The organism is Streptomyces sp. NBC_00988 (genome assembly GCF_045162645.1).
GTDB lineage: Bacteria > Actinomycetota > Actinomycetes > Streptomycetales > Streptomycetaceae > Streptomyces.
In genome coordinates, this window is record NZ_CP108730.1 from 9,189,435 (window position 1) to 9,214,514 (window position 25,080).

The window sequence follows — 25,080 nt, forward strand, 5'->3', positions numbered from 1 at the left end:
GTATGACCCACGCCGAGCGTACGTCCGCCGCCGTCACCGCCCTGCCCGTCGACCTCGACGAGGCGGCCCACCGCTGTCTGGTCGCCGGGTTCGACGGCGCGACGACCGTGCCGGACACGCTCAAGCGGCTCATCGACCGGGGCCTCGGCGGCGTCATCCTGTTCACCCGCAATGTCCGCGACGCCGAGCAGGTGCGCCGGCTCACCGACCAACTCCGCTCCATCCGCCCCGACCTGCTCGTGGCCATCGACAACGAGGGCGGCGGAATCGGCCACTTGGTGAGCGCCGGAGCCCCGGACGTTCCCGGCTCCTACGCCCTCGGAGTCGTCGACGACCCGGCCCTGACCGCCCGTTGCGCCGACGCGCTCGCCGGTCACCTCGCCACACTGGGCATCACCGCCTCGTACGCACCCGTCGCCGACCTTCAGCACCAACCGCGCAACCCGATCGTGCGCACCCGCTCCTTCGGCGCCGATCCCGCCCTGGCCGCCCGCCATCTGCGCGCCTGGATCACCGCCACCGACGTCCGCGGCATCGCCTCCTGTGCCAAGCATTTCCCGGGCCACGGCGGCACAATCACCGACAGCCATCACGGTGTCGCCACAGACCCGCGCCCGTACGACGAACTCCTCGTCGACCTCGCACCGTTCCGCGCCGCCATAGCCGCGGGCGTGCCGATGCTGATGAGCGCCCACGTCGTCTTCCCGGCCCTGGACGCCAACCGCCCCGCCACCCTCAGCCGCCGCATCCTCGGCGATCTGCTCCGCCTCGAACTCGGCTTCGACGGCGTCCTCGTCAGCGACGCCCTGGAGATGAAGGCGATCGCCGACGCGTACGGCGAAGCCGCCGGGGCCAGGATCGCCCTCGCCGCCGGAGCGGACCAAGTCATCGTCGCCGTACCGGACTTGGACGTCACCCTGGCCTGCCGGGACGCGGTGCTCGACGCGCTCCACTCGCGCGTGCTGCCCGAGGAGCGGGTGTGGGAGGCGGCCGGACGGGTGCGACGGCTCGCCGAGCGGTACGCGACCCCGCGCCGGACCGTCGTCGCCTGGGACGCGGACGCCGGCCTGGAGGCGGCCCGCCGCGCCGTACGCACCCGGACCCTGCCCCCGCCGATACGCGGCGCCCACCTCGTCGACCTGTTCCCGGCCCCGCACCCCGCCCTGAACTGGGGTGGCGAGGACCTCCTCACCGAACTCCGCACGATCGACCCCACGGCCACTGGCACCGCTCTGAACACGGAGCCGGCCGACTCCGCCGCCTTGGTCGACGAGATCGTCCGGACGGGCGCCCCGCTGGTCGTCGCCACCTCCGACGCCGGCCTCCACCCCTGGCAGGCCCGGCTGCGCGACATCCTCGCGGCCCGGCGGCCCGACGCTGTACTGGTCGACACGGGACTGCCGGAGGGCGGCGCCCTCTGCTCCTACGGGCGGGGGCGGGTCAACCTGCGGGCGGTCGCGGAGGTACTGACAGGCAGTTGACCTTCACCGCGGGTGTACGACCTCCTTGATGCCCCGTGCCGCCAAGTACCCCTCGTCCTCCGTCCGTTCGGCCAGCACCACCGCAGGGCGGACGCCCTCCGTGCGCAGCCGCATCCACTCCTCGAAGTACGCTCCGCCCGGTCCCGACACCGAGCGGCTGCCCGGGGTGCAGTCCAACACCAGCGCGGTGTCCCGGAGTTGGACGGTGTGCGGCTCCGCGATGGCTTCGGCGAAGGCCTCGGCGATCGGCTTGGGACGGCCCGAGGAGTCGAACAGGCCCAGCGTGTATTCGAGTTCGGGGTAGTCGGCGAGCGAGCGGTCCACGTCGTGCGAGCACCACCAGGTCACACCCCAGAGGCCCTCACACTCGGCCGCGTTGCGCACGGTCGCGCGCGCGAACTCCGGGGCGTCGCCCGCCGGGATGTGCGGCTCGGGCGCGCCGGTCTCCTGGACCCAGACCGGCCGGGCCGGGTCGGTGGCGTACGCCTTGGCCAACTCCGTCCCGTACTCGGCGAGATGGAGCACCTGCGGGGAGCGCGGCCCGTACCGGCGGGCGCAGTCGCCCGAGAACACCCACGGGTGGACGGTGGTCAGATCACCCTTGCGGGCCGAGGCCTCCGGGGTGAACGGGTGGTCGTCGCCGTACCAGGCGGCGTCGTACGCGGAGTGCGTGACCAGGCGGTCCGGCGGCAGGTGCTCGCGGGCGGCGGCCAGCAGGGTGTCGAGATAGTGGTCCACCTCGGCCACCGTCACCGGGTTGTGCTCCACCAAGTTGTTGAGCTCGTTGCCGAGTTGGAGCCCGATCAGGTTCGGGCGGTCGGCCAGGGCGCTGCCCAGCGTGCGCATCAGCTCAGCCTGGGCCGTGATGGTCTCCGGGTCGGTGAAGACGTTGCGGTGGTGCCAGCTGCGGGTCCACTCCGGGTAGAAGTCGAAGCTCGACAGATGACCCTGGACGCCGTCCACGAGGACGTCGAGGCCCGCCTCGCCCGCCAGATCGACCAGGTGCACCAGCTGGTCCACGGCGGTCCGGCGGATCAGCGTGCGGTTGGGCTGGAGCAGCGGCCAGAGGTGGAAGATCCGGATGTGGTCCAGGCCGAGCCCGGCTATCTGGGCCAGATCCTCGCGGGCGTGTGCCGGGTCGAAGTCGTGCCAGGAGTGGAACCAACCGCGGCGCGGCGTGTAGTTGACGCCGAAGCGGAGCGTAGGAATGGGATCCTCCCCAGGTCCGGTCTTGCCCTGTCTGTGTCTTTGGCTCTTGTTCTGCGGTCTTCGGCTCTTGTTCTGCGCGAATGTATCAACCACCATAGTCAGTGATGAGCAATGATTTGAACCAAGAATTCGCCGGTGACTTCGTCGTCGGCCTGGATGCCGGCGGCACCCGCACCCGCGTCGTCCTCGCCGCCGCCGAGGACGGCCGCCCCCTCGGCGAGGGCGCGGCCGGGCCCGGCAACGCCCTGACCGTCCCGGTACCGCGCCTCACCGACCACCTGGTCGAGGCGATCGGGCAGGCCGCCCCGGAGCAGGCACGCTTGCGTGTGGTCGCCGTGTCCGGCGGCTTCGCGGGCGCCACGGCCGCCTCCACCGAGGAGCCGGGACACGTCAACGCCCGCACCGCCCTCACCGCCGCGCTGCGGCGCCTCGGCATCCCCGCCGACCGCATCCGCGTCTGCAGCGACATCGAGGCGGCCTTCGCCTCCGCCCCCGGCACCCCCGCCGACGGCCTCGCCCTGGTCGCCGGCACCGGCGCGGTCGCCCTGCGCATCACCGACCGCCGCACCACGACCAGCGTGGACGGCGACGGCTGGCTCCTCGGCGACGACGGCAGCGGCTTCTGGATCGGCCGGAGCGCGGTACGCGCGGCCCTGCGCATGGCGGACGGACGCGGCCCTACGACCGCGCTGGCCGGGTCCGTCGGACAGGCGCTCGGGGTGCCGGCCGAGGAACTGCCCGGCGACGGCGACTGGTCCTGCGCCCACCGCGAGGCCTACCGCATGCACGTACTCCCCGCCGTGATGGCCGAACTCCCCATCCGCCTCGCCCGGTTCGCCCCCCTGGTGGTCGAGGCGGCGGGGGAGAAGGACACCGTGGCGGAAGGCATCCTCGACGAGGCGGCAGACCAACTGACCGACACGGTAAGAGCATTGGAGCCGGGCCCCGGCGAGCGGATCGTCGCTACCGGCGGCCTGCTCGGCCCCGAGGGCCCGCTGACGCCCCCCCTCACCGCCCGCCTCCACACCCTCGGCCTCACCCTCGACTGGGTACCGGACGGCTGCCGGGGCGCGGTCGCCCTGGCCCGAATCGCGTACGACGGTGACACCCGATGACCGACACCACCACCCCCGTCTACCGCGACCCCGACGCCCCCGTGGACACCCGGGTTCGCGACCTCCTCGCCCGGATGACCCTGCGCGAGAAGGTCGGCCAGCTCAACCAGCGGATGTACGGCTGGAACGCCTACCGCCGCACCCCCGACAGTCCCGACGGGTTCGAACTCACCGACGCCCTCCGCGCCGAGACCGACCGCTTCGCCGGACTCGGCGCGCTGTACGGCCTGTTCCGCGCCGACGCCTGGTCCGGCGTCGACCACACCAACGGCCCCAGCGTCCAAGACAGCGCCGCCCTGGCCGAGTTGGTGCAACGCCATGTCATCGCGAGCAGCCGACTCGGCATCCCGGCGCTGTTCGTCGAGGAGGTGCCGCACGGCCACATGGCCCTGGACGGCACGGTCCTCCCGGTCAACCTGGCCATCGGCGCCACCTGGGACCCCGGCCTGTACGAGCGGGCCGCCGCCCACGCCGCCGCCGAACTCCGCGCCCGCGGCGGCCACATGGCCCTCGTCTCCGCCCTGGACATCGCCCGCGACCCGCGCTGGGGCCGCACGGAGGAGTGCTTCGGCGAGGACCCGCACCTCGCCGCCCGCCTCACCGAGGCGCTGGTGCGCGGGATGCAGGGCGAGCCCGGTGACGGCTTCGCTCCCGACAAAGCCCCCGTCGTCCTCAAGCACTTCGCCGGCCAGGGCGCCACGGTCGGCGGCCGCAACTCGGCCGAGTCGGAGCTGGGCCTCCGGGAACTCCACGAGATCCACCTCCCCGCCGCCCGCGCCGGAGTCCGCGCAGGTGCCGCCGCCCTCATGTCGGCGTACAACGAGGTCGACGGCCTGCCGTGCTCCGGCAACCGCGCCCTGCTGACCCAACTCCTGCGCGAGGACTGGGGTTTCGAGGGCCTGGTCATGGCCGACGGCCTCGCCGTGGACCGGCTGGCCCGCATCACCGGCGACAAGGTCTCGGCGGGCGCGCTCGCACTCAACGCAGGTGTCGACCTGAGCCTGTGGGACGAGGGCTTCACGCATCTGGAGGAGGCGGTCGAGCGGGGGTTGGTGAGCGAGGAGACCCTCGACACGGCCGTGGCGCGCGTACTCCGCCTGAAGTTCCAACTCGGCCTGTTCGAACAGCCCTACGCCACAACCGAGTCGCCGCTCCCGAACCAAGGCCGGGAACTGAGCACCGCGCTCGCCCGAGCCGCCGTCACCCTCCTCCACAACGACAGCGGAGTCCTGCCCATCCCGGCGACCGTCTCCCGTATCGCGGTCATCGGACCCCAATCGGCAACCACTGCCCACCAGTTGGGCGACTACACGGCACCCCAACGCCCCGGTACGGGGACCAGCGTCCTCGAAGGCCTACGGCGACTCGCCCCGCCCGGCACCGACATCCGCCACGCCCCCGGCTGCGCCCTCACCGGCGACGACCTCTCCGGCATCCCCGAGGCGGTCGCCGCAGCCGCTGCCTCCGACCTGGCCGTCCTGGTGCTGGGCGGCAGCAGCGCCCGTACCCCCGACACGGACTTCGACGCCAACGGGGCCGCACGGAACGCCGTTTCGGAGATGACGTGCGGCGAGGGCGTCGACCTCGCGGGCCTGAGCCTCGGCCGGGCCCAACTCGCCCTGCTGAGCGCGGTCACCGCCACCGGCACACCCACGGCGGTCGTCCTGATCCAGGGCCGCCCGCACGTCGTCCCCGAACACGCCGGCGCCCTGCTCACCGCCTGGTACCCCGGACCGTGGGGCGGCGAGGCCATCGCCGAGGTACTGCTCGGCCACGCCGAACCGACCGGCCGCCTGCCCGTTTCCATCTCTCACTCGGTGGCCCAACTCCCCGTCTACTACAACCACAAGGACACCGAGTACGGCGGCTACGTGGATGCCGACGCCGAGCCGCTCTACTCCTTCGGGCACGGGCTGTCGTACACGAGCTTCGAGTACGGTCCGCCGCGCGTCGCGGGAGACGTGATCGAGGTCGACGTCACCAACACCGGTAAGCGAAACGGGCGTTCGGTCGTCCAGGTGTACATGCGGCGGCTGCTCACCCCGGTGTGGCCGCGCACGCTCGAACTGCACGCCTTCCAGGCAGTCGAGTTGGTCCCCGGGGAGCGCCGTAGAGTCGAAGTCCCCTTCGGCACCGACCAGTTGGAGCAGGTCGGTGCCGTGGAGGTTCGGGTCGCTGAGTCCGCTCGGGCCGCGCTTGCCGTCGAGCCCGTCGTCGTACGGTTCAAAGCCTGACGGTTCAGAGTTTGACGGCTCCGGCCGACACGCCTTTGTAGAACCAGCGTTGGGTGATGACGAACAGCACGAGCACCGGGATCACGGAGATCACCGAACCGGCCATCACCACCCGCTGGTCGTAGCCGAACGACGAACTCTGCAACCGTGAAAGGCCCAGCGTCAGGGTCATGTGGTCCTCGGAGCGGAGGACGATCAGGGGCCAGAGGAAGTCGTCCCAGGCGCTGATGAAGGTGTTGATGGTGACCACCATGATCGCGCCCCACGCGGACGGGAGGTAGAGGTAGCGGAAGCGTTGCCACTCGCTCGCGCCGTCGAGCATCCCCGAATCCTCGATCTCGCGCGGTACCGCGAGGAACGCGCCGCGCATCAGCAGGACGTTGATCGCGCCGACGAAGCCGGGCAGCCACACGCCCACCACGTTGTCGACCAGGCCGAGGTCGCGGATGCTCAGGAAGAGCGACACCATGATCGACTCGAAGGGGAACATCATGGAGGCGATCAAGAGGATCCAGACCGCTCTGCGGCCCTTCCAGGCGGGCTTGGAGAGCATGTAGCCGGCGGTGGTGGAGAACAGCAACTGGCTGCCGACCGACAGGAGTACGACGATCAGGCTGTTCCTGATGTATGTCACCACCGGGACCTGGCTGAAGACCTCGCGGTAGGCGTGCAGGGTCGGGTGGTGGGGCAGCAGTGAGGCGTTCGCGCCGAAGACGTCCTCGCCGGTGCCCTTGAGCGAAGCCAGGAGCTGCCAGATGAGTGGCCCTACGGTGAGGCCGAGCACCAGCAGCAACAGGAGGTAGCGGACGAGGAGTTCGCGGGGGCGGCCGTAGTCACGCCAACGGGGCGTCAGGCGGCGGGACTTGGGCCGCACTGCGGTCGTCGTCATGACTCGTCCTCCTTGGTGAGGCGCTGCGCCAGCAGGGTCAGGCCCAGGGTCAGGACGAACAGCGCCACGCTCACCGCCGAGCCGTAACCGGCGTTTCCGGTGATGGGGTCCAGGCCGACGTCCCGGATGTAGAAGGGCAGCGTGCGGTCGGCGCCGCCGGGGCCGCCGGTGGAGCTGCCCAGCATGTAGATCTCGGTGAACACGCGCAGCGAACCGATGCCGGTGAGGGTGCCGACCAGCATCATCGCCTGGCGTACGCCGGGCACGGTTATGTGCCAGAAGCGGCGGGCGGCACCGGCGCCGTCCATGGAGGCGGCCTCGTGCAGTTCTTTTGGAACGTTCCCGAGGGCGGCCAGGTAGAAGACCATGTACCAGCCGAGGCCCTTCCACAGGGTGAGGCCCATCGCGGAGAGCAGGATCAGCCACGAGTCGGAGAGGAAGGGGATCGCCGACCGGATCAAGTGGGCTTTCTCCAGCCAGGTGTTGACCAGTCCGTCGTCCGCGAGCAGCCACTGCCAGCTGAGGCCGACGACCACGCTGGAGGCGAGCACCGGGGTGTAGAAGGCGGAGCGGAAGAAGCCGATGCCGGGGAGGTTCTTCTCCACCAGGACGGCGAGCAGGAGCGGCAGCAGCACCATCAGGGGGACGACGATCACCGCGTACAGGACGCTGTTGCGGGTCGCCAGCCAGAAGTCCGAATCACCCAGCATCCGGGTGTAGTTGGCGAGCCCGACGAAGCCCGCGGCGCCGCCGAGCGGCTTGGCGTTCGTGAACGACAGCAGCAGGGTGTTGAGGAACGGGAACACCCCGAACACCGCCGCGCAGACGATCGCTGGAGCGGTCCAAAGCCAGGGCAGCCACCAACGGCGGTACAGGGCCGCACCGTTGGCGCCGGGGGCGGGACCGGGCAGGACGGCGCGGGCGAACTTACGTATGCGGGACGTGCCCGGTGCGGAGGCGGCGGCCTCCGCACCGGGCACGGTCACCGGCTTCGCGGTCTGCGTCGCCACCATCAACCAGCCTGCTTCAGCAGCTCGTCGGCCTTCGCCTGGGCGTCCTTCACGGCCTGCGCCGCGCTCTTCTTGCCCTGCATCGCCAACTGCACCTGGGACACGATCGCGTTCTGCACGGCCGGCGAGAGGTTGGTCTGGTAGGCCGTGGTCGTCTTGAGCTGGTCGGCGACGAGCTTGCGGGCCTGCGCGAACTGGTCGCTGCCGCTGACCTTCTGGAAGAACGGGTCGTTGAGCGAGGTGGTCGTGGTCGGGAAGATCACCACGTCCGGGTCCTTGGCCCAGGCCGTCTGGTTCTCGGCGTTGGTGAGGTACTCCGCGAACGCCAGTGCCACGGGGGCGTGTTTGCTGGTCGCGGCGACCGAGACGTACTGCGGGGCGCCGGTGGTGTGGCCCAGCGCGTCGAAGGGCTGCTGCCCGACCGCCGTCTTGGCGTAGATCGAGGGGCTGTTCTGCTTCACGAACCGCACATAGCTCGGGTTCGTCGAGCCGTAGGCGACCTTGCCCTGCGTGTACGGCGTGGACGGGTCGTTGCTGGAGGACAGCGAGTCCTTCGGCATCGCGCCCTCCTTGTACAGCTTCGCCATCCAGGCGACCCACTGGGTGGTGCGCGGATCGTCGGCGAACACGGCCGACTTGCCGTCGCTGGAGAGGGTCTTGATGTTCATCTGGTCGAAGTCCGCCGGGATGCGCCAGATCGGGTTGGCCATCGTCGCGTAGTACTTGCCCCTGGCCGACTTGGCGATCTTCTCGTAGTCGGCGAACAGCCCGAAGATCGTCGTCGGCGGCTTCGCGGGATCGATCCCGGCCTTCTTCAACAGGTCGGTGTTGTACGTCAGGACGATGCCGCCGGTGTACCAGGGGAGCACGGTGTGCAGCGCGGCGCCCGAGGCGTCCTTGAAGGTGCTGGACTTCCAGAACGCGGGGACGAACGGCTTGCCGGCGTCGGGGTCCTTCACGCCCAGGTTGAGCAGATAACCGGCCTTCGTGAGTGCCGTCGCCGTCTCCGCGTTGAGGTTGATGACGTCCGGCAGCGTGCAGGCCTGGGCGTCGGCGACATTGCGCTGGGTGAAGGTGCTGTCGCCCGGATCGTCGATCCACTTGACCGACGTACCGGGGTGCGCCTTCTCGAAGGACTTGATGACCCCGTTGAAGAAACTCCCGAAGTCCTTCTTCAAGTTGGTGGTCTGGAAGGTGATGTTGCCCTTCACCTCGCCGGTGAGCTTCCCGGACCCGACGTTGCCCTTGTCCACATCGCAGCCGCCCGCGGTGGAGTCGCTGTCGCCCGAACTGCCGGACAGCCCGCAGCCGGCGGCCGTCAGGGTCAGGACGATGATCCCCACCATCGATCCGGTCAGTCTTCCTGTGCGCATCGCTGCCCTCCTGAGCATCAGCCAACAGCTGGTTCAATTAACCAACTTCGACTCCGATTGATGAAAAGGTGGACCAGAATTCATCGGAGGTCAATGGGTTCCCGTGTTGCTTTTAGGTTCCGGGAGTGATCAGTGCCGGTGCTCGTGGTCCGGGTGCGCCGGATCGCCGGGGTGCTCATGACCCACGGCATACACGACGCCGGCCTTGGCCTGGTCCAACCAGCCGAAGAAGGCCCGCCGCCCCGCGGCCCGCCGCAACTCCCGCGCGACCCCCTCACGGACCTGCCCGTACGACAGGAAGTCCTCCGATGACGCCCCGCCGAACGGGTCGACACCCCGCCGCAGCGCCTCCGTGGTGAGGAAGCGGTCCCGGTTCCGGTCGTAGTAGTCCCGTACGGCCGCCTCCGCGACCTCCTGCTCGCCCTCCAGCTCGGCCAGCAGCACCCGGGCGGCCGGGGAGTGCGCGAGGGCCGCCGCGACGATACTGCCGAGATCCGCTACGTCCGTCTCGGCGACGGCGAGCACCCGGTCCGGCGACACCTCTGCGGGAGGCTTCAACCCCCGCTCGGCGCAAGCCCGTTGGGCCAGCTCGTCGATGACCACCACCTGCGTCGCCCACCGCCGCCGCTGCCGCTCGGCCCGCGCGAGCGCCTCGGGCCGGGTGCTCTCCCGATCCCGGACCGGTACGGCCGCAAGCAGCGTGTCCACCCGCCTCTTTGGAACGGTCCTGCCGCGCACCACGGCCGCGTGCTCCGTCACGGCGTCACCTCCAGCGCGACGGCCTCCGTGTAGGCGACACACCCGTGCCAGGCGACCTTCGCGAGCAGCCAGTACGACCCCGGCTCCACCGCCGAGCCGTCCACGTCGATGAAGCACTGCTCTTCCGCGCCCCCTGTGACCGTGAACCCCTGGCAGCCTGGCCCGACCCCGGCCCAGGTGCCCCACGAGGAGATGGCCCAGAGGGCGCCGTGGACCGGTCCACGGGTGGTGTTGCGGAGGTTCACGGGTACCTGGACCCGCTCGCCGCCGCGCACGCTGATCCGTTCAACGCCCAGACTGGAGAGCAGAGTTGGCCCGTACTGCCCGTTCGCCACGTCCAGCGCCACGACGTCCTCGTACGTCTGCCCGCCGTACTCCAGCTGTGCCGCGAGCCAGTGCCGGCCGGGTTCCGGTTCAGCCGGAGGTGTCACGGTCACCTCGGCCAGCGTGAAGCCGCCGGGGCCCAACGCGTAGGGCAGTTCGGCGGGTTCGGCGGTCCAGCCGGGCGGGACCTCGACCCGCACGGTGCCCGACACCGGCGCGTCGGTGAGTTCCGAGCCGACCCGGACGGTCGCGGTGACGGGGCCGGAGACGGTGAGCGTGCCGGGGGAGAGATAGACCGACACCGGCATGTTCCCCCGGGGCGCGGGGCCGGAGTTGTGGAGCCAGTAGCGGGTGTGGACGGGTTGCGCGGGCTCATCTGCCGCTGTTCCGGGACTGGTTGAGGGCTCGGAGGCTTCGGCGGGAGTCGCCAACACCGTGGCGACCTCGAAGCCGGTCAGGTCGACGGCGAGCCCACCGTCCCGCTCCGGCGTCAACTCCTCACCGGGCGCCTCCAGTACGTCGGCCCGCGCACCCTCGGTCCAGTCAAGCGGCCCGCGTATCCGGGCCCGCACCGGCCGACCGTTCACCTCGTGCATCCGTACGACGACACCGCGCCCCGGGTCGACCGGTATCGCGCTGCCCCGAGCCAGCGGGGAGCCGAGCGGCTTGAGGGCGTCGAGTACGACCTCGCCCGCCGGTTCCAGGCCGAGCAGGGCCAACTTCCTGGGCAGGACTCCCTGTTGGGTAGCAGTGGAGGCGGAGGTGCGGAGGCGAGCTGTGAGCGGGTGGTTGAACTCATGTCCGGCCTGAGGCAGGCGCGCCTCCCTCCAGTCACCCGCGCCCGCGACCACCGCGTACTCGAACTCATGGGTCCAGCGCTGGAGTTGGAAGGCGGAACCGTCGGGTGCCGTGCGGCGGGGCGGGTCGACCCAGATGCCGGAGGGCCAGCCGGTGCAGGAGCGCATGAGGGACATGTAGAGGTCGCCGGAGGAGGTGACCACGCAGCCGGGCGTGCCCCGGTTGAGGACGGCGAAGCTCCGGCCGTCCCAGGCGTCGCCCGGCGGCAGGGCCTCGCAGCCGCCCGCCGCCGTGGCGGTGAGGACCGCGTCGTCGAGGTCGGCGATCAGCGCGTCCACCGCCTTCGCGTCGTCCTCGGGGCGGGCGCCCGCCACCACGAGCAGCGGCAGCCGTTCGAGGTCGCGCAGGTCGGCCCCGGGGACCCATTCCTCGCGCAGTCCGGCACGCGGCGCGACCCACACCGTCGCCACACCCCGCTCGGCCAGCTGCCGACGCACCTCGCGCCCAGCGGCCGGGTCCCAGCCGAGGGCCTCGGCGACCACGGAGTTGCGCTCGGGCGCGCCCACGGCGATCCGGAAGTCGGGGAGATTGGAGTCGACTTCGAGGTCGCCGTAGCGCGGGCCGCCCGCGATCGTCGAGGTCGCGGTGACCCCGGCGCGGACCAGGGCCGCCGCGAGCGGCGTACCGAGTTCACCGGCGTCGTCCCAGTCGGCGTAGACGAGTTCGGCGACACCGATCGACCGGTGCCCGAGCAACCGCCCCGACTCGTCCCGCACCGCGACCCGCGCGGTGGACCCCAGCCCGAACCACGTGTTCGCCGGGTTGTCGAGCGTCCACGGGAACTCCTCGCTGTCCACCTCGACGAACCCGAACCCGCGCCCGATCACCGCGTCCGCCACCTCGTGCACCGGCAGCCCGCCGGTCACGTCGGACGGCCAGCGCACCCGGATCAGCCGGTCGGCGCCGTCGTACCCGTCGATGGTCGTCGTCACGTCGAGGCGCGGGACTCCCGCCCACAGCGTCAACTGCTGCGTGTACCGGAACAGTCCGAGGTCGGCGGTGACGGTGATCTGCGATCCGGCGGGGGAGTGCCGGACATCGATGTCGGCGGTGACATCCCGGCTGCGTGCGGCGGTGGTCCCGGTCGGCGTGAGATGCCACGGCCCCTCACCGAAGCGCGGGTGCCGCGCGTACTCCTCCTGTACGACGAGTTCGTTGCCGATGTCACCGGTGCGCAGCAACTCCCGGCCGTCCTCGGCCAGTTCACGCAGGCTGCTGACGCCACCGCCTCGCGCGGGGTCGACCGTGACCTCGTAGAACTCGTTGCGGATGGTGAGGCCCTCGCCGGGCGTCCACTCGGGTACCGAACCCTCGGCGAGCGGGAGGGCCTTGAGGCCCATGCCGGGTACGTCCGGTACGACGACACGGAGTTGGTCGCCCTCGCGTACGGCGGGCAGGGGAAGCCCGGTGTCGTCGAGAGGCACGAGTCCCGGGTCCCCGACGGTCAGCACATCCCGGCGCTCCCAGGTCGCCGCGTTGAACACGACCAAGTCGTCCGTGCCGCCCGGTAGTCGGGCAACTCTCCCGGCCAGGGCGTCCGTCGCGTCGGCGTGCACCGTCTCGGCCAGGTCGTACAGCTCGCGCCAGCCGGTCATCAGGTCGATGTACACCTGGTCCGACTCGGAGCCGGTGATGGCGTCGTGGTGGGCGCCGTAGATGAGCTGCCGCCAGGCCTTGTCCAACGCGGCGTCCGGGTACGGGTGTTGGGCGACGAGCGAGGCGAGGGTCGCCCAGGCCTCGGCGTCGGCGAGGAGGGTCTCGCCGTGGCGCTGGGCCTGCTTTGTGTCGATGTAGGAGACGTCCTTGCCGGTGTAGACCGGGTTCATGTCCCGGGTCTGCGGGGATGCCTTGCGGCCCTCCTCGTCCAACTGGGCGCGGACGGCGGCGAAGAAGTCCCGGGGGATCGCGCTGACGAAGCGCGGCGAGACGTAACGGGCGTTCCAGTCCCGGTGGATGTCCATCACCCAGCGGCACGGGGGCGCGTAGTCGCCGCCGACCGGGAGCAGGACGTTGCGGGTGAGCGCGACCTTCTTCAGCCCCCGGAAGAGCTTCAGCGCCGCCGACTCCGCCTCGGGGAGCGTGGGCGCGTTGTCGATGGCCCAGCCGGCGCCGTAGTGGTTGACCATGTAGGCCGTGAGCAGCCCGCGCCCGGAGGGGGCGATCCAGCTGAACTCGGCCGGGAACTGCATGCGTTGGGGGTCGCGCGGCTCCTCGCCGAACACGGACAGGGTCGGGCCCCACTGGTGGAACGGTCCACGCGCCCATGAGCTGGAGGACACTCCCGCGTCCGCCATCAGTCCGGGGAACTGTGGGTCGTGCCCGAACGCGTCGAGTTGCCAAGCGGTTTCAGGGGTCGCACCCAGGATGCCGCGCTGGAAGCCGTCCCCGTACAGGGCGTTGCGTACGGTCGCCTCGGCGCCGGTGAGGTTGGTGTTGGGCTCGTTGTAGGTGCCGCCCATGATCTCGACCCGGCCGGTGCGGATCAACTCCCGTAGGAAGGCCCGCTCTTCGGGGAAGGCGTCCCAGTACGGCTTGAGGTAGTCGACCTCGGCCAGGACGAAGGTGTACGCGGGGTCGCGGCGGGCCAGGTCGCAGTGGGCGCGGACGAGGGTCATGCCGGACTGGCCGCGGGAGTCGAAGGTGCGGGCCGGGAGGCCGGTGGAGGCGGGGTCGGCGGCCACGTCCCAGGTCTCGGTGTAGGCGCCCTGGGTGTTCCACCAGACGGGGTCGTAGTGGAAGTGGCTGACCATGAACATGGTCCAGCCGGGTTCCGTGGCCGTGAACTCGGCGGTGAGCGTGGCCAGTTGGTCGCCGTCGGTCGCCGTCACCTCGATCGCGCACCGTTCGCCGGGCGCGAGGTCCGTGGTCACGGGTATCTCGACGTGCGCGGTGCCGTCCTCGCCCACGGTGGTCTCCGCGGTGCCGTGCAGGCCGGGGCCCTCGACCGTGAGGCGGACCGGCCGGCCGGGGACATGGGCGAGTTCGGCGGCCACCACCTGGAGCGGATGCTCGGCGGTGCCGACGAACAGCTCGGTCGACAGGGCAGCGGTGACGCGCATGGGTCTCCTACCAGAGGCTCGGCGGAGCGCCCATCCTGACACCGCGAAGATGATTCAAACAACCATCTCCGCGTAACTTCGGTGGTTCATCCATGCAGACTCGGCCGAGATCACGACCCGGTCTCGGCTCGGATCACCGACCCCTGCGGGACTTCACCGTGTGCTCCCCGGCGATGTGGTCGGTGAGGGCCAGCGAGGCGCTCGCGCGCTGGTAGGAGAGCTGCGCGATGCGGACGTAGAGGCAGTCGATGAGGACCAGGACGGAGTGGCGGGCGCCGATGATGCCGGTGGGGAAACTGGTCGCGGAGGACGAGGAGATGAGCCGGATGTCGGCGGCGCGGGCGAGCGGGGAGCGCGGGTCGGAGGTGAGGGCGATGGTGGTGGCGCCGCGCTCCTTGGCGAGTTCGAAGGGCTCGATGGTCTCGCGGGTCGAACCCGAGTGGGAGATTCCGATGGCGACGTCCGCCGGGGTGAGCAGGGCGGCGGAGGTGGCGGCCGCGTGCACCTCGGTCCAGCCGCGCACCGCGCAGCCGATGCGGAACAGCCGCGTTTCGGTCTCCTGGGCGACGGCCCCGCTGCCGCCGATGCCGTAGACGTCGATGCGCCGGGCGCGGGCGGCGGCCGTGGCCGCGCGCTCCACCGCGTCGAGGTCGATCCGGTCGATCGTCTGCTGCACCGCGCGGAGGTCCGCGCTGCCCACGACCTGCACGACCCGTTCGAGATCGTCGTCCGGGGAGATGTCCGGGCCGATCTCGGCGGTGCCCCAGTCGGAGACCTCGCCGCGACCGCGCTCCTGGGCCAGCTCGATCAGCAGATGCTGGTACGAGTCGAGGCCGACCGCCCGGCAGAACCGGGTCACCGTCGCCTGCGACGTGCCGGTGCGGCGGCCCAGTTCGGCGGCCGAGCAGTGGGTGACGGCGGCCGGATCCTCCAGGATCAGCTCGCCGACCTTCCTCAGTGAGCCGGCCAGCCGGGGCAGCTCGGTGCGGATGAGGGTGGTGACGTCTGTCGGGGGCATGTGCAGAAGGTATCAGCCACCCCAGAGGCCATCGATTGAATACCAGGACCGCATGTGATTTATTGATTCATTGATCTAGAAAGAACAGGTGGTTTGATCCACCGGTGGGGAGAATCGAGTGTCCGCCGAGTCCGTAAGCGCCGAGACCTTCGCGCGCGAGAGCCTGGCCGTCCTCCAGCACATCACCGAGTCCAGCCGCGACACCGTGTCCCGCGCCGCCGAACTGATCGCGGACTGCGTCCGCACGGACGGCGTCATCCAGGCCTTCGGCACCGGCCACTCCCAGGCCATGGTCCTCGAACTCGCGGGCAGAGCCGGAGGTTTGGTGCCCACCAACCGCCTGAGCATCGCCGACCTCGTCCTCTACGGCGGCGACCCGCCCACCGTCCTCGACGACCCGCTGCTGGAACGCCAGGCCGGGGTCGCCGAACGCCTCTACGACCTCGCCGCGCCCCGCCCCGAGGACCTCTTCGTCATCATCTCCAACTCCGGTGTGAACAAGGTGATCGTGGAGATGGCCCTGCGGGTGAAGGAGCGCGGCCACCGACTTCTGGCCATCACCTCGCTCGCCCACACCCGTGCCGTCCCGGCCGGTCACCCGAGCGGCAAGAAGCTCGCCGACCTCGCCGACGTCGTCCTCGACAACGCGGCCCCACGCGGCGACGCCCTCCTCGAACTCCCCACGGGCGGTGCCGTTTGCGCCCTGTCCACCCTCACCGGCGCGATGCTCGTCCAGCTGTCGGTCGCGGAGGCGGCGGCGCAACTGCTCGCCTCGGGGGAGCGGCCGCCGGTGTACGTCTCGGCCAATGTGCCGGGCGGCTTCGAGGGCAATCTGGAGCTGGAGAAGCGGTACGAGGGGCGAATTCGCCGTACCGCGAGCTGAGTTGACGTAGAGGTGGAGTGGGACGAGCGGCCGGAGCCCCCGGAACCGGGCCGCGGCCGCTCGTCGTCGTCACGTCCCCCGTCAAGGCGTCTCCCGTCAACGCGCAGGAGTCAGACGGGAATTGCTGGAATCACCGAGTGATGCTAGGCGCGGTGAATGCATCATTCAATGGGGGTTAGCCGGTACTCGGCCACTGGGGGGCGGGAACTCAGCCCGTGCGGAGCACCGCCGGGCCCTCCTCCGCGATGCGGTCGACCACGGCCAACGGCAGGCCCACGTCGGTCACGACCGTGTCGAGCCGGTCCAGCTTCGTCACGTTGAACCGCTCCACCGTGCCCCACTTCGTGCTGTCGGCGAGCAGCGCGACCGAGCCGGCCGCCTCCATCACCGCCTGCTTGAGCAGCACCTTGTCCATCGAGAAGCTCGTGATGCCGTGGGCCAGGTCCCAGGACCCGGCGCTCAGAAAGGCGAGGTCGAGATTGAGCGTGCCGACCGTCCTGGCCGCGAGGGGCCCGCTGCTCGAACCGCTCGACACGTCGACCTCGCCGCCGGTGTGGACCGTGTGCACGGACGGCAGTTCCGCACAGCGCCAGTACGGCGTGAAAGTCGTTGGTGACGACGGTGAGGTCCTTGCGGCCGACCAGGAACGGCACGACCGACTGGCAAGTCGTCCCCGCGTCGAGGAACACCACCATGCCGTCCTCGACGAGCTCCGCCGCCCGCGAACGCGTCCGCGCCCGGGACCGGTCCAAGTTCGCTGACTGGGACACGTTCTGGAAGACGGCCGGGGCGAACGAGTGCCAATGGGCGGACGGGCGGCGGGTGGTGTTCGACAACCGGTCCGACGGTGTCACGGCGGACGCGGTCGCCCGCGCGCTGGAGAGTCTGTCCTGACCTTCTGCGTCATGGCTCAGTCGCGCCGCGCCACCAGCCGGTACGCGTTCGACACCCCCAGCCGGTGCGACAGCCGCCTCACCACGAACCGGTCCAGGAACGTTCCAAGGAGCAGCGCCGGGATCCCCGCGATCAGCACCGCCGCGCGGCCCGTACGGGCCAGTCCTGACGGCGGCTTCGGCAGCCACGGGAGGTTGTCGCGGGGCGCGGCCGTGTCCAGGGCGAGCCAGGTGCCGGCGAGGAGGTCGACCGGGTCGTGGGGCTCCGCGTGCTGTTCGGCGACGACCGTGAAGCCCAGGTCGGTGAGTCGGCGGCGCAGGTTCTCGACCGGGATGAAGTGCAGGTGCTGCGGCTGGAGCCACGGCAGCCACCAGCGGCCCAGGAGGCGGGAGTAGCGGCTGTCGGGGTCCGGGACCTCGATCAGGAGGTGGCCGCCGGGGCGCACGGCCTGGTGCGCGGCGGCCAGTTCGCGCTCGGGCTCCGTGCTGTGCTCCAGGTAGTGGAACATGCTGACCACGTCGTAGTGGCCCGCGAGGTTCGGGGCCAGGTCGGGGAAGCTGCCCCGATAGCCGCGCTCCACCCGCCCTGCCTGCTCGGCGAGTTCGGCGCCGTCCGTGAAGTCGAGGCCGTCGAAGGTGGTGTCGGGATACACCGTGCGGGCCGACTCGCAGAAGTGGCCGTGGCCGGTCCCGACGTCGAGCCAGTTCTTGGGGGTCGGGGAGTGCGGGAGGAGTGACTCCGCGCGCTGCTCGTACATCTTGGTACGGGCCGCGAACGTGTTGCCCAACTGCTTCTCGCCCAGGCCGTCGTAGAAGTCCCGGTAGTAGAACTCCAGCCCGGCCGGGCTCAGTCGGGGGTTCTGGAACGTGTGCCGGCAGGCCTCGCACTGGTCCAGGACGAACGCGCCCGGCTTGTGCTGGATCAGGTCCTTCGTGCGCAGCCGGGTCCGGAGGCGAGGCGAGTCGCACCAGGGGCAGGTCGCGCTCCGGGGTTCGAAGAAGCGGTCCAGGCCCTTGGCCAAGTCGGCCTGGTAGGTGGGCCGTAGGGCCGCCACCTGGTCGTTGCGGTTCGGGGGCTTGGGGTCGTCCTCGTTGCTCACGGGGTCTCCTTGAGGGACGCGCCGGTGGCCAGCCGCTCCAGATGGGTCGCCGCCGCGCGGGTGCCTCCGGCCGCGCGGAACGCCGTACGGATGCGGCCGGCCGCGGCGCGGTGGTCGGGTTCGTGGAGTACGGCGTCGATCGCCGCGCCCAGTTTGGGGGCGGTGACGCGGCCGAAGCGGACGCGGATGCCGGTACCCGCGCCGGTGACCTGCCCGGCGATCACCGGCTGGTCGTCGCGGATGGGCGCCACGACGAGGGGGACACCGTGCCACAGCGCCTCGCACACCGTGTTGTGCCCGGCGTGCGAGACGACCGCGTCCGCCCGTTCGAGGAGCGGGAGTTGGGGGATCGACGGCAGGATCAGCAGGTCTTTGTCCTGTTCGTCCGATGCACCCAGCGTGTTGCCGGGGTCCGCGATCACCGCCTGCACACGGTCCGTTCGCGCCCGCAGCGCCGTCACGCACTCGGTGAGGAAACGGGCGCCCACATCGGTGTTGGCCGTGCCGAGGCTGACCAGGACCAGGGACCGGGCCGGGTCCAGCCAGTCCCAGGGGAAGTCCGGCGCCGCCGGGCGGGGCGCGATCGACGGGCCGACCCAGCGGATCTGCTCGCCCTGCCGGGCCTCGGGGCCGACGAGTTCCGGGGTGCTGAACGCGAGGACGAGGTGTGGGGAGAAGCGGGGGTCGGCGGTGCCCGACGGGTCGCCGATGTCGGTGCGGAGTCCGTGCAGCAACTCGTCCAGCCACAGGGCGACTTTGGGCATGCCCGCCAGTACGTCCGTGAACTCGGCCGAGGTCGTCGCCGAGGTCGCCCACGGCACGCCCAGCCGCTCCGCCACCAGGCCACCGGCCAGGGCCTGTTGATCGGCGACGACCGCGTCCGGCCCGAACTCCTCGACGGCAGCCGCGACTCCGGGCGCCATCTGCTCGGCGAGCGGCGCGAGGAAGGCCTCCCACAGGAACTTCAGCGCCTCGGGGCCACGGAGGTCGGGCGGGCGTACGCCCTCGCCCTCACCCGGTACCGGCCCGGCGCAGGGGAACACGCGCGCCGACTCTCCCGCGAGCCGCCGTACGAGAGCGGGGTCGGCGCAGACCCACGCCAACTCGTGGCCCCGCGACGCCAGTTCGGCCGCCACGCCCACCGCCGGGTTGATGTGGCCGACCAGCGGCGGGACGACGAACAGGAACCGGCTCACCGGGCCGCCACCTCGGCGGCCTCCGGTGCACTCGCCTGGATCAGGGAGAGGATGTGCCCGCCGACCGTGCCCGCCGCCTCGACCAGTACGGAGTGCTCGTGGCCGGGGACGACGACGGTCCGGCAGTCGGGGAGCACCGACTCCAGCCACGGTGCGAGCAGGGCGAGGTCCGAGTCGCCGCCGTAGATGCCGAGCACCGGGCAGTACACCGCGCGGATCTGATCCTCCGTCAATACACCGCTGGCCGGGATGTCTTGGGAGAGGGAGGTCTCCCGGGCCAGCCGGGCCGCACCCTTCGCGAGGCGGGCGGTGTTGTGGCCGCGGTTCGCGCTGATCCAGGCGATCGCGTCGTCCTCGTTGTGCGCCAGCTCGTGCAGCACACGGTCCAGGATGCCGCCGAGCTTCGGCGCCCAGGCCGTGGTCGCCGGTTCCGACTCGATGAGGGAGACGCTGGCGGCCCGCTCCGGATGGCGGGCCGCATAGCCGAACGCCACTGTCCCGCCATAGGAGTTGCCGACCAGATGGACCGGTCCTGTCACCTCCAGGCGGTCGAGCAGCGCCTCCAGGTCGTCGATGTTGTCGTCGAGCGTGTAGCCGGTGGCCGGGCGTCCGCTGCGGCCGTGGCCGCGCAGGTCGTACATGACGACGTCGATGCCGGCCAGCGCGAACGGCGGCGCGATGGTGAAGTAGTAGCTGGCCAGGCTGTCGGTGAGCAGGCCGTGCACGAGCACCGCCGTGGCGGTGACCGGGCGGCCGTCGGGCGGGCTCATACGCTGTACGTGCAACCGGAGTTGACCGGTGTCGACCATCGCCATCGCTCAGCCCGCCTCGGCTGCCTTGAGGCTCTGCACGACGTACTCCACGAGCCGGCCGACGGTGAGATCGATGATCTCGTCGAACTCCATCCCGGCCAGGAACTCGGCGAAGTTGACCTTCGTCCCGTAGTGCTCCTGGAGCAGACCGGCCAGGGTCACCAGGTCGATGCTCTCCAGCTCCAGGTCGCGGTTGAAGGTCGTCGTCATGGTGATCTCGACGTCGTCGACGCCGTACTCGTCCTCAAGAAGCGTGGTGAGCATGCCGGTGAGGTCGGCGAGGACGGTGTCCTCGGTGGTGGGGGTCATCGGTCGTACTCCTCTTCGTGCGCGGGTCCCGTCGTCCAGGCCACGACGTAGGTCCTGTCCGGCAGTTTGGGGGGATTGCCGGCCGGCTCGTAGTGCACGGTGTAGGCGCGCTCCAGGCGCCCCGACACCAACAGGCGTGATCCGGAGACCACTTGGAAGACGGCGAAGTCGCGCGGCCGTCCCCGGAAGCCGGTGCCTTCCGCCTTGGCGACCGCCTCCTTCGCCGCCCAGAAACGGGCGAACCACAGCGCCTCGGACTCGCCGGTGGCCGTCAATTGGGCGCGCAGGAGCGCCAGTTCCTCCTCGCCGAGGGCGGTGGTGAGGGTGCTCGGGGGGCGTTCCACGACCTCCTCGATGTCGATGCCGGGGCCGGGGCCAGGGGCATGCGGCCGTACGATCGCGACCGCCGCCTCGGCACGATGAGCCAGCGAGACGTCCAGCGGGGGCAGCGTCCGGCCGTGCAGACCGGTGACGTACGGGCGGCCCGACTCGTCGTTGTGGACCCGGATCTCCGCCGGGAAGACCGGCCCCTCGCCATGGCTCCACAGCCACTGCCGTACCGCGTCCTTCACCGCGATCCGGCCCAGCAGCCACTGCCTGCGCCCGCGCGGCGGATGCTCGGCGTACTGCGAACGCTCCACGCTGCTCAGGGAGTTGCGCATGATCAGGTCGCGCGAGGCGAGGTCGGGCCAGCGCTCGTTGAGCAGGGTCCGGCCGCCGGGGCGGGCCTCGGAGAGGGTGTTGCGCTCCGGGAAACGCTCGACCGGCTTGGTCTGCGGGTCGTTGTCGAAGCGCCGGTCCTGCCAGCCGGTCAGCTCCGCCCACACCTCGTCGTCGACCGTGAGTTGTACGTCGGCTTCGAGCGTGGTGTCGGTGAGCGAGGTGATCCGCACCAGGCACTCGACCTCCGTGCCGGGGCGCGGATGAGGGCCGTAGAAGCGCATCTCGCGCATGCCGACCGGGAAGACGACGGTGCGTTCGGTGCGGGTCGCCATGATCCAGTAGCCGAGGATCTGGCCGACGTTGTCGAGCAGGGCGCCCGGGGCGGGGGGTGTGGTGATCACGCCGCGTACGTGGCGGTCGCCGATCGCGGTGAGTTCGGTGACGCCCTGGAACGCCGGGCCGTGGAACATCCAGCGCTCGTCGTAGAGATGGGCCGCGGTGTGCTCGGGGACGCGTTCGGTGGTCGGGTCCGGGCGGGGGTGCGGTGGGGGCGATATGCCGTGGGCGGGGGCCAGTTCGACCACACCGCGCGCGTGCGGGCCGAAGGAGACGGCGAGTCGGTCGGGGGTGTCCGCCACCACCCGCACCGGTACGTCGATCGACGGCGTCGCCGTCAGCCACCGGTCGAACCGCGCGTCGTGCACGGCGACCGCGCGCATGCCCGGGGCGGTGCGTTCCGCCGCCTCGATGATGTGCTGGACGATCGTGGTCGCGGGGACCACCGGCCAACGGTCCGCCACATCCGGCCAGTTGGGGCGTTGCGGGAAGAAGCAGTGGTCCATGAGGTAGGGCATGGACTCGGGGGAGACGTGGACCGTGGTCTGCCATTCCCTTGGGGGAGTGGGGAGTTGGGGTGGGGGAACGGGAGCGGGCGCCCGGGGCGCGAGTGTGGGGGCGGTCGCTACAGTACGACGGCTGCCCGCGCTGATGAGCTGGGCGGCCGTGTCCGCGGTGTCGCGCATGAGCGCGTGCAGTTCGGCGGCGGCCGGGAAGCGGTCGGTGAGGGCGTCGAGGGGGGACAGCGCGGCGAGGGTCGGTGTGGTCGCGGCGGCCGGTGTGCGTAGTTCCGCCCGTAGCTTCACCAAGGTCGGGGCGTCGAGGGACACCAGTGCGCCGCCCAGGTCGAGCCGTACCGGGGGCCGTTCCCGTCGTGGAGCCGGTTTCTGCGGGGCCAGTGTCGTCGGGTCCACCATTGCGCCCGCCGACCACAACGCCGTGGCCACGCGCCGGAGTTGGGCCAGTCCGGTGCGGTGGGGCGAGTTGGCGGCGACGACCAGGTGGTCGCGTCCGCCGAGCGTGGCGTCGATGAGGGAGCCGAGTTGGCCGGTGCCGACCTGGACGAAGGCGCGGTGGCCGGCGGTGTACATGGCCTCGACGAGCTGGCGGAAGCGCACGGGCTCCAGCAGGTGCCGGATGAAGAGTTCGCGGACCGCCTTCTCGTCCGCGGGGTACGGCGAGGCGGTGGTACCGGACCACAGGGGTACCGTCGGCGGGTGGAGCCGGAAGCGGTTCGTGGCCTCTTCGATCGGGGCGAGGTAGGGCCTCAACATCGGTGTGTGGAAGCCGGATTGGAACGGGAGGACCTGGCTCAGGACGCCCTGCGCGCGGAAGGACCGCACGAACGCGTCCACGGCCTTGTCCGGTCCGCACACCATCGACTGGCCCGGCGCGTTGTCGTGGGAGAGCACGATCCCGGCGTCCGGCCAGTCGGCGGCGAGCGCCGAGAGCACGCGCTCGGCCGGGGCTCCGATCGCTCCGAAGGCGAGGCCGGGGACCGTCACCGAGTCGGGGTCGAACGCCTCCATGAAGTCGCTGACCTCGTCCGGCGAGTACACCCCGGCGGCCGTCATCGCGGTCCACTCGCCGACACTGTGTCCGGCGACCGCGTCCGGGACGACGCCCATCTTGCGCAGCGCGGCGTCCAACAGCCGCCCGACGCCGACCACATCGAAGCCGTGACGGCCAACGTCCCCCACTTGCGCGGGGGTTGCGGACCGGTTCTCACGGAGTCCGAAGTGCGCGGCGACATCCCCGACCCGGGGCGTGAAGTCGCCCTCCAGGCCCGGGAAGACGAACGCCAGCTTTCCCGCGCCGGGCCCGATCAGCGGGCTCGGCGTGAACCACACATCGCTACGGCCCTGCCACGCCCGCCCCTTGGCGACCGCCCGGCGTGCCAGCGCGAGCCGCTTGGCGTCCGGGGCGACGATGCCGAGCCGGGAACGGCCCGAGGCGGCAGGGGTGTTGTCCGCGGCCAGGAGGGCGGAGTCGTCCGCGTCCAGCAGCGCGGCCAGGGCCTCGGGGCTGTCGGCGGCGAGCATCAGCACACGTTCCGGTTCGGCCACGGAGGCCGTGCGAGCGGGGGCGTTGGTGCGTTCCGGTTCGTCGACGACCACCGCCGAACGTGACGCGCGCGCTCCCGGTGCCTCCTCCAGCACCACATGCGCGTTGATGCCGCCGAACCCGAACGCGTTGACGGCCGCCCGGCGCACGGGTTGTTCGGTAGTGGTCTCCCAGGGCGCCGCCTTCTCCAGCGGACGGAACCGGGTCGCCGCGAGCGCCGGATGCGGGTCGTCGCAGTGCAGGGTCGGCAGGAGCATGCCGTGGTGGACGGCGAGGGCTGCCTTGACCAGGCCGGCGACTCCGGCGGCCGGCATCGTGTGGCCGATCATCGACTTCACCGAGCCGATCACCGCACGGCCCCGGGATGTCCCCGTGTCCCCGAACACCTCGGCCAGCGTGGCCAGTTCGGCCGAATCACCGGCGGGCGTCGCCGTGCCGTGCGCCTCCAGCAGACCGATGGAGTCGGGCAGCGCGGGATCCAACCCCGCCGCCTGCCAGGCCTGGCGTACGGCGTGGGTCTGGCCGGTCGAGTCCGGGTTGACGAGACTCGCGGCACGGCCGTCGCTGGACACGCCCGTACCGCGGATGACGGCGTAGATCCGGTCGCCGTCGCGCTCGGCGTCGGCGAGGCGCTTGAGGACGACGACTCCTGTGCCCTCGCCGATCAGGATGCCGTCGGCATCGCGATGGAAGGGGCGGATGCGCTGGCTCGGGGAGAGCGCGCGCAGTTGGGAGAACACACTCCACAGCGTGATGTCGTGGCAGTGGTGGACGCCCCCGGCGAGCATCAAGTCACAGCGCCCGGAGGCCAGTTCGGTGACCGCCTGGTCGACCGCGATCAGCGAGGACGCGCAGGCCGCGTCCACGGTGTACGCCGGGCCGCCCAGGTCGAGGCGGTTCGCGACGCGGGACGCCGCGAGGTTGGGGACCAGACCGATGACCGACTCGGGACTGTCGGGGCCGAGCCGTTCGGTGAACGCGGTGCGGATGCGGTCGAGTTGGCCGGGGTCCAGGGCGGGCAACAACTCGCCCAGGGTGCGGACGAGTTGGCCCGCCGTGCGGACCCGCTGGTCGAGGCGGACCAGGCCCGGGGTGAGATAGCCGCCCCGGCCGAGGACGACACCGACGCGCCGCCGGTCGGGCAGGCGGGACTCGCCGCCCGCGTCGGCGAGGGCGGCGGCCGCCACGTGGAGGGCGATGAGCTGGTCGGGTTCGGTGCCGGGCACCGAGTTCGGCATGATGCCGAACCGGGTGACCTCGACCTCGGCCAGCGCGTCCACGAAACCACCGCGCCGGCAGTACACCTGGTCGGCCACCGCCGGACCGCTCGCGGAGTCCGGCCGGTAGTAGTCCGCGTCCCAACGCCCGTCCGGCACCTCGCTGATGGCGTCCGTGCCGCCCAGCAGATTCCGCCAGTACGCGTCGAGGTCGGCGGCGCCGGGGAGCAGCACCGACATACCCACGATGGCGACCGGCACTTGACGGTCCGTCATGG

18 protein-coding genes and 1 pseudogene are annotated in these 25,080 nt (G+C 71.2%); 5 read left to right on the forward strand and 14 right to left on the reverse strand.

Annotated features, from left to right (window positions below; genetic code table 11):
• Positions 1–2 precede the first annotated feature (2 nt).
• Positions 3–1,481 carry a glycoside hydrolase family 3 N-terminal domain-containing protein gene (locus OG496_RS41705; RefSeq protein ID WP_405974552.1) on the forward strand — a complete coding sequence of 493 codons (1,479 nt, stop codon included), beginning with the start codon at positions 3–5 and terminating at the stop codon, positions 1,479–1,481.
• Between the two features lie 3 nt (positions 1,482–1,484).
• Here OG496_RS41705 and OG496_RS41710 read toward each other — a convergent pair whose 3' ends face one another.
• Positions 1,485–2,786: a glycosyl hydrolase gene (locus OG496_RS41710; protein ID WP_405974553.1), complete on the reverse strand. Its 1,302-nt coding sequence runs from the start codon at positions 2,784–2,786 to the stop codon at positions 1,485–1,487.
• 8 nt (positions 2,787–2,794) lie between these two features.
• Between OG496_RS41710 and OG496_RS41715 the strand changes: the two genes are divergently transcribed.
• Together OG496_RS41715 and OG496_RS41720 are read left to right on the forward strand one after the other, a co-directional pair.
• Positions 2,795–3,805 carry an N-acetylglucosamine kinase gene (locus OG496_RS41715; protein ID WP_405974554.1) on the forward strand — a complete coding sequence of 337 codons (1,011 nt, stop codon included), beginning with the start codon at positions 2,795–2,797 and terminating at the stop codon, positions 3,803–3,805.
• A complete protein-coding gene (locus tag OG496_RS41720; RefSeq protein WP_405974555.1) occupies positions 3,802–6,039 on the forward strand; it encodes a glycoside hydrolase family 3 N-terminal domain-containing protein in 2,238 nt (745 codons plus the stop codon). Before OG496_RS41715 ends, OG496_RS41720 begins: the two co-directional genes overlap by 4 nt.
• Before the next feature lie 4 nt (positions 6,040–6,043).
• On the opposite strand, the gene OG496_RS41725 is transcribed toward OG496_RS41720, so the two are convergent.
• The 6 genes from OG496_RS41725 to OG496_RS41750 form a co-directional block, all read right to left on the reverse strand.
• The gene (locus OG496_RS41725) at positions 6,044–6,928 is read right to left on the reverse strand and encodes a carbohydrate ABC transporter permease (RefSeq protein ID WP_365985515.1); all 885 of its coding nucleotides are present in this window, start codon (positions 6,926–6,928) and stop codon (positions 6,044–6,046) included.
• A complete protein-coding gene (locus OG496_RS41730) occupies positions 6,925–7,941 on the reverse strand; it encodes a sugar ABC transporter permease (protein WP_366493154.1) in 1,017 nt (338 codons plus the stop codon). Before OG496_RS41730 ends, OG496_RS41725 begins: the two co-directional genes overlap by 4 nt.
• The gene (locus tag OG496_RS41735) at positions 7,941–9,311 is read right to left on the reverse strand and encodes an extracellular solute-binding protein (protein WP_405974556.1); all 1,371 of its coding nucleotides are present in this window, start codon (positions 9,309–9,311) and stop codon (positions 7,941–7,943) included. The genes OG496_RS41730 and OG496_RS41735 overlap by 1 nt, the downstream gene beginning before the upstream one ends.
• Positions 9,312–9,440: 129 nt before the next feature.
• A complete protein-coding gene (locus tag OG496_RS41740) occupies positions 9,441–10,070 on the reverse strand; it encodes a peptidyl-prolyl cis-trans isomerase (RefSeq protein ID WP_405974557.1) in 630 nt (209 codons plus the stop codon).
• Positions 10,067–14,311 (reverse strand): NEW3 domain-containing protein, encoded by a 4,245-nt coding sequence (locus OG496_RS41745; protein WP_405974558.1) that lies wholly within the window; start codon positions 14,309–14,311, stop codon positions 10,067–10,069. The genes OG496_RS41740 and OG496_RS41745 overlap by 4 nt, the downstream gene beginning before the upstream one ends.
• A gap of 133 nt (positions 14,312–14,444) precedes the next feature.
• Positions 14,445–15,329, reverse strand: a complete 885-nt coding sequence (locus OG496_RS41750; RefSeq protein ID WP_200685371.1) for a MurR/RpiR family transcriptional regulator — start codon at positions 15,327–15,329, stop codon at positions 14,445–14,447.
• Positions 15,330–15,447: 118 nt separating this feature from the next.
• On the opposite strand from OG496_RS41750, the gene OG496_RS41755 reads away from it, so the two are divergent.
• Positions 15,448–16,212 carry a sugar isomerase domain-containing protein gene (locus tag OG496_RS41755; RefSeq protein ID WP_405974559.1) on the forward strand — a complete coding sequence of 255 codons (765 nt, stop codon included), beginning with the start codon at positions 15,448–15,450 and terminating at the stop codon, positions 16,210–16,212.
• A 208-nt stretch (positions 16,213–16,420) separates the two neighbouring features.
• Here OG496_RS41755 and OG496_RS41760 read toward each other — a convergent pair whose 3' ends face one another.
• Positions 16,421–16,780, reverse strand: a complete 360-nt coding sequence (locus tag OG496_RS41760) for a hypothetical protein (protein WP_405974560.1) — start codon at positions 16,778–16,780, stop codon at positions 16,421–16,423.
• 73 nt (positions 16,781–16,853) lie between these two features.
• Positions 16,854–16,907 (reverse strand): annotated as a pseudogene (locus tag OG496_RS41765) (hypothetical protein); the annotation flags it as partial.
• Between OG496_RS41765 and OG496_RS41770 the strand changes: the two are divergent.
• Positions 16,906–17,106, forward strand: a complete 201-nt coding sequence (locus OG496_RS41770) for a hypothetical protein (protein WP_405974561.1) — start codon at positions 16,906–16,908, stop codon at positions 17,104–17,106. The pseudogene OG496_RS41765 and the gene OG496_RS41770 overlap by 2 nt on opposite strands.
• Positions 17,107–17,122: 16 nt before the next feature.
• Here OG496_RS41770 and OG496_RS41775 read toward each other — a convergent pair whose 3' ends face one another.
• From OG496_RS41775 to OG496_RS41795, 5 genes are read right to left on the reverse strand one after another with little or no spacing between them, the layout of a single operon-like run.
• A complete protein-coding gene (locus tag OG496_RS41775; protein ID WP_405974562.1) occupies positions 17,123–18,205 on the reverse strand; it encodes a class I SAM-dependent methyltransferase in 1,083 nt (360 codons plus the stop codon).
• Positions 18,202–19,401 (reverse strand): glycosyltransferase, encoded by a 1,200-nt coding sequence (locus OG496_RS41780; RefSeq protein WP_405974563.1) that lies wholly within the window; start codon positions 19,399–19,401, stop codon positions 18,202–18,204. The genes OG496_RS41775 and OG496_RS41780 overlap by 4 nt, the downstream gene beginning before the upstream one ends.
• On the reverse strand, positions 19,398–20,216 hold the full coding sequence (locus OG496_RS41785; RefSeq protein WP_399393459.1) for an alpha/beta fold hydrolase: 819 nt from the start codon (positions 20,214–20,216) through the stop codon (positions 19,398–19,400). Before OG496_RS41785 ends, OG496_RS41780 begins: the two co-directional genes overlap by 4 nt.
• Positions 20,217–20,219: 3 nt before the next feature.
• Positions 20,220–20,522 (reverse strand): acyl carrier protein, encoded by a 303-nt coding sequence (locus OG496_RS41790; protein WP_405974564.1) that lies wholly within the window; start codon positions 20,520–20,522, stop codon positions 20,220–20,222.
• The gene (locus OG496_RS41795; protein ID WP_405974565.1) at positions 20,519–25,078 is read right to left on the reverse strand and encodes a beta-ketoacyl synthase N-terminal-like domain-containing protein; all 4,560 of its coding nucleotides are present in this window, start codon (positions 25,076–25,078) and stop codon (positions 20,519–20,521) included. Before OG496_RS41795 ends, OG496_RS41790 begins: the two co-directional genes overlap by 4 nt.
• Positions 25,079–25,080: the final 2 nt, after the last annotated feature.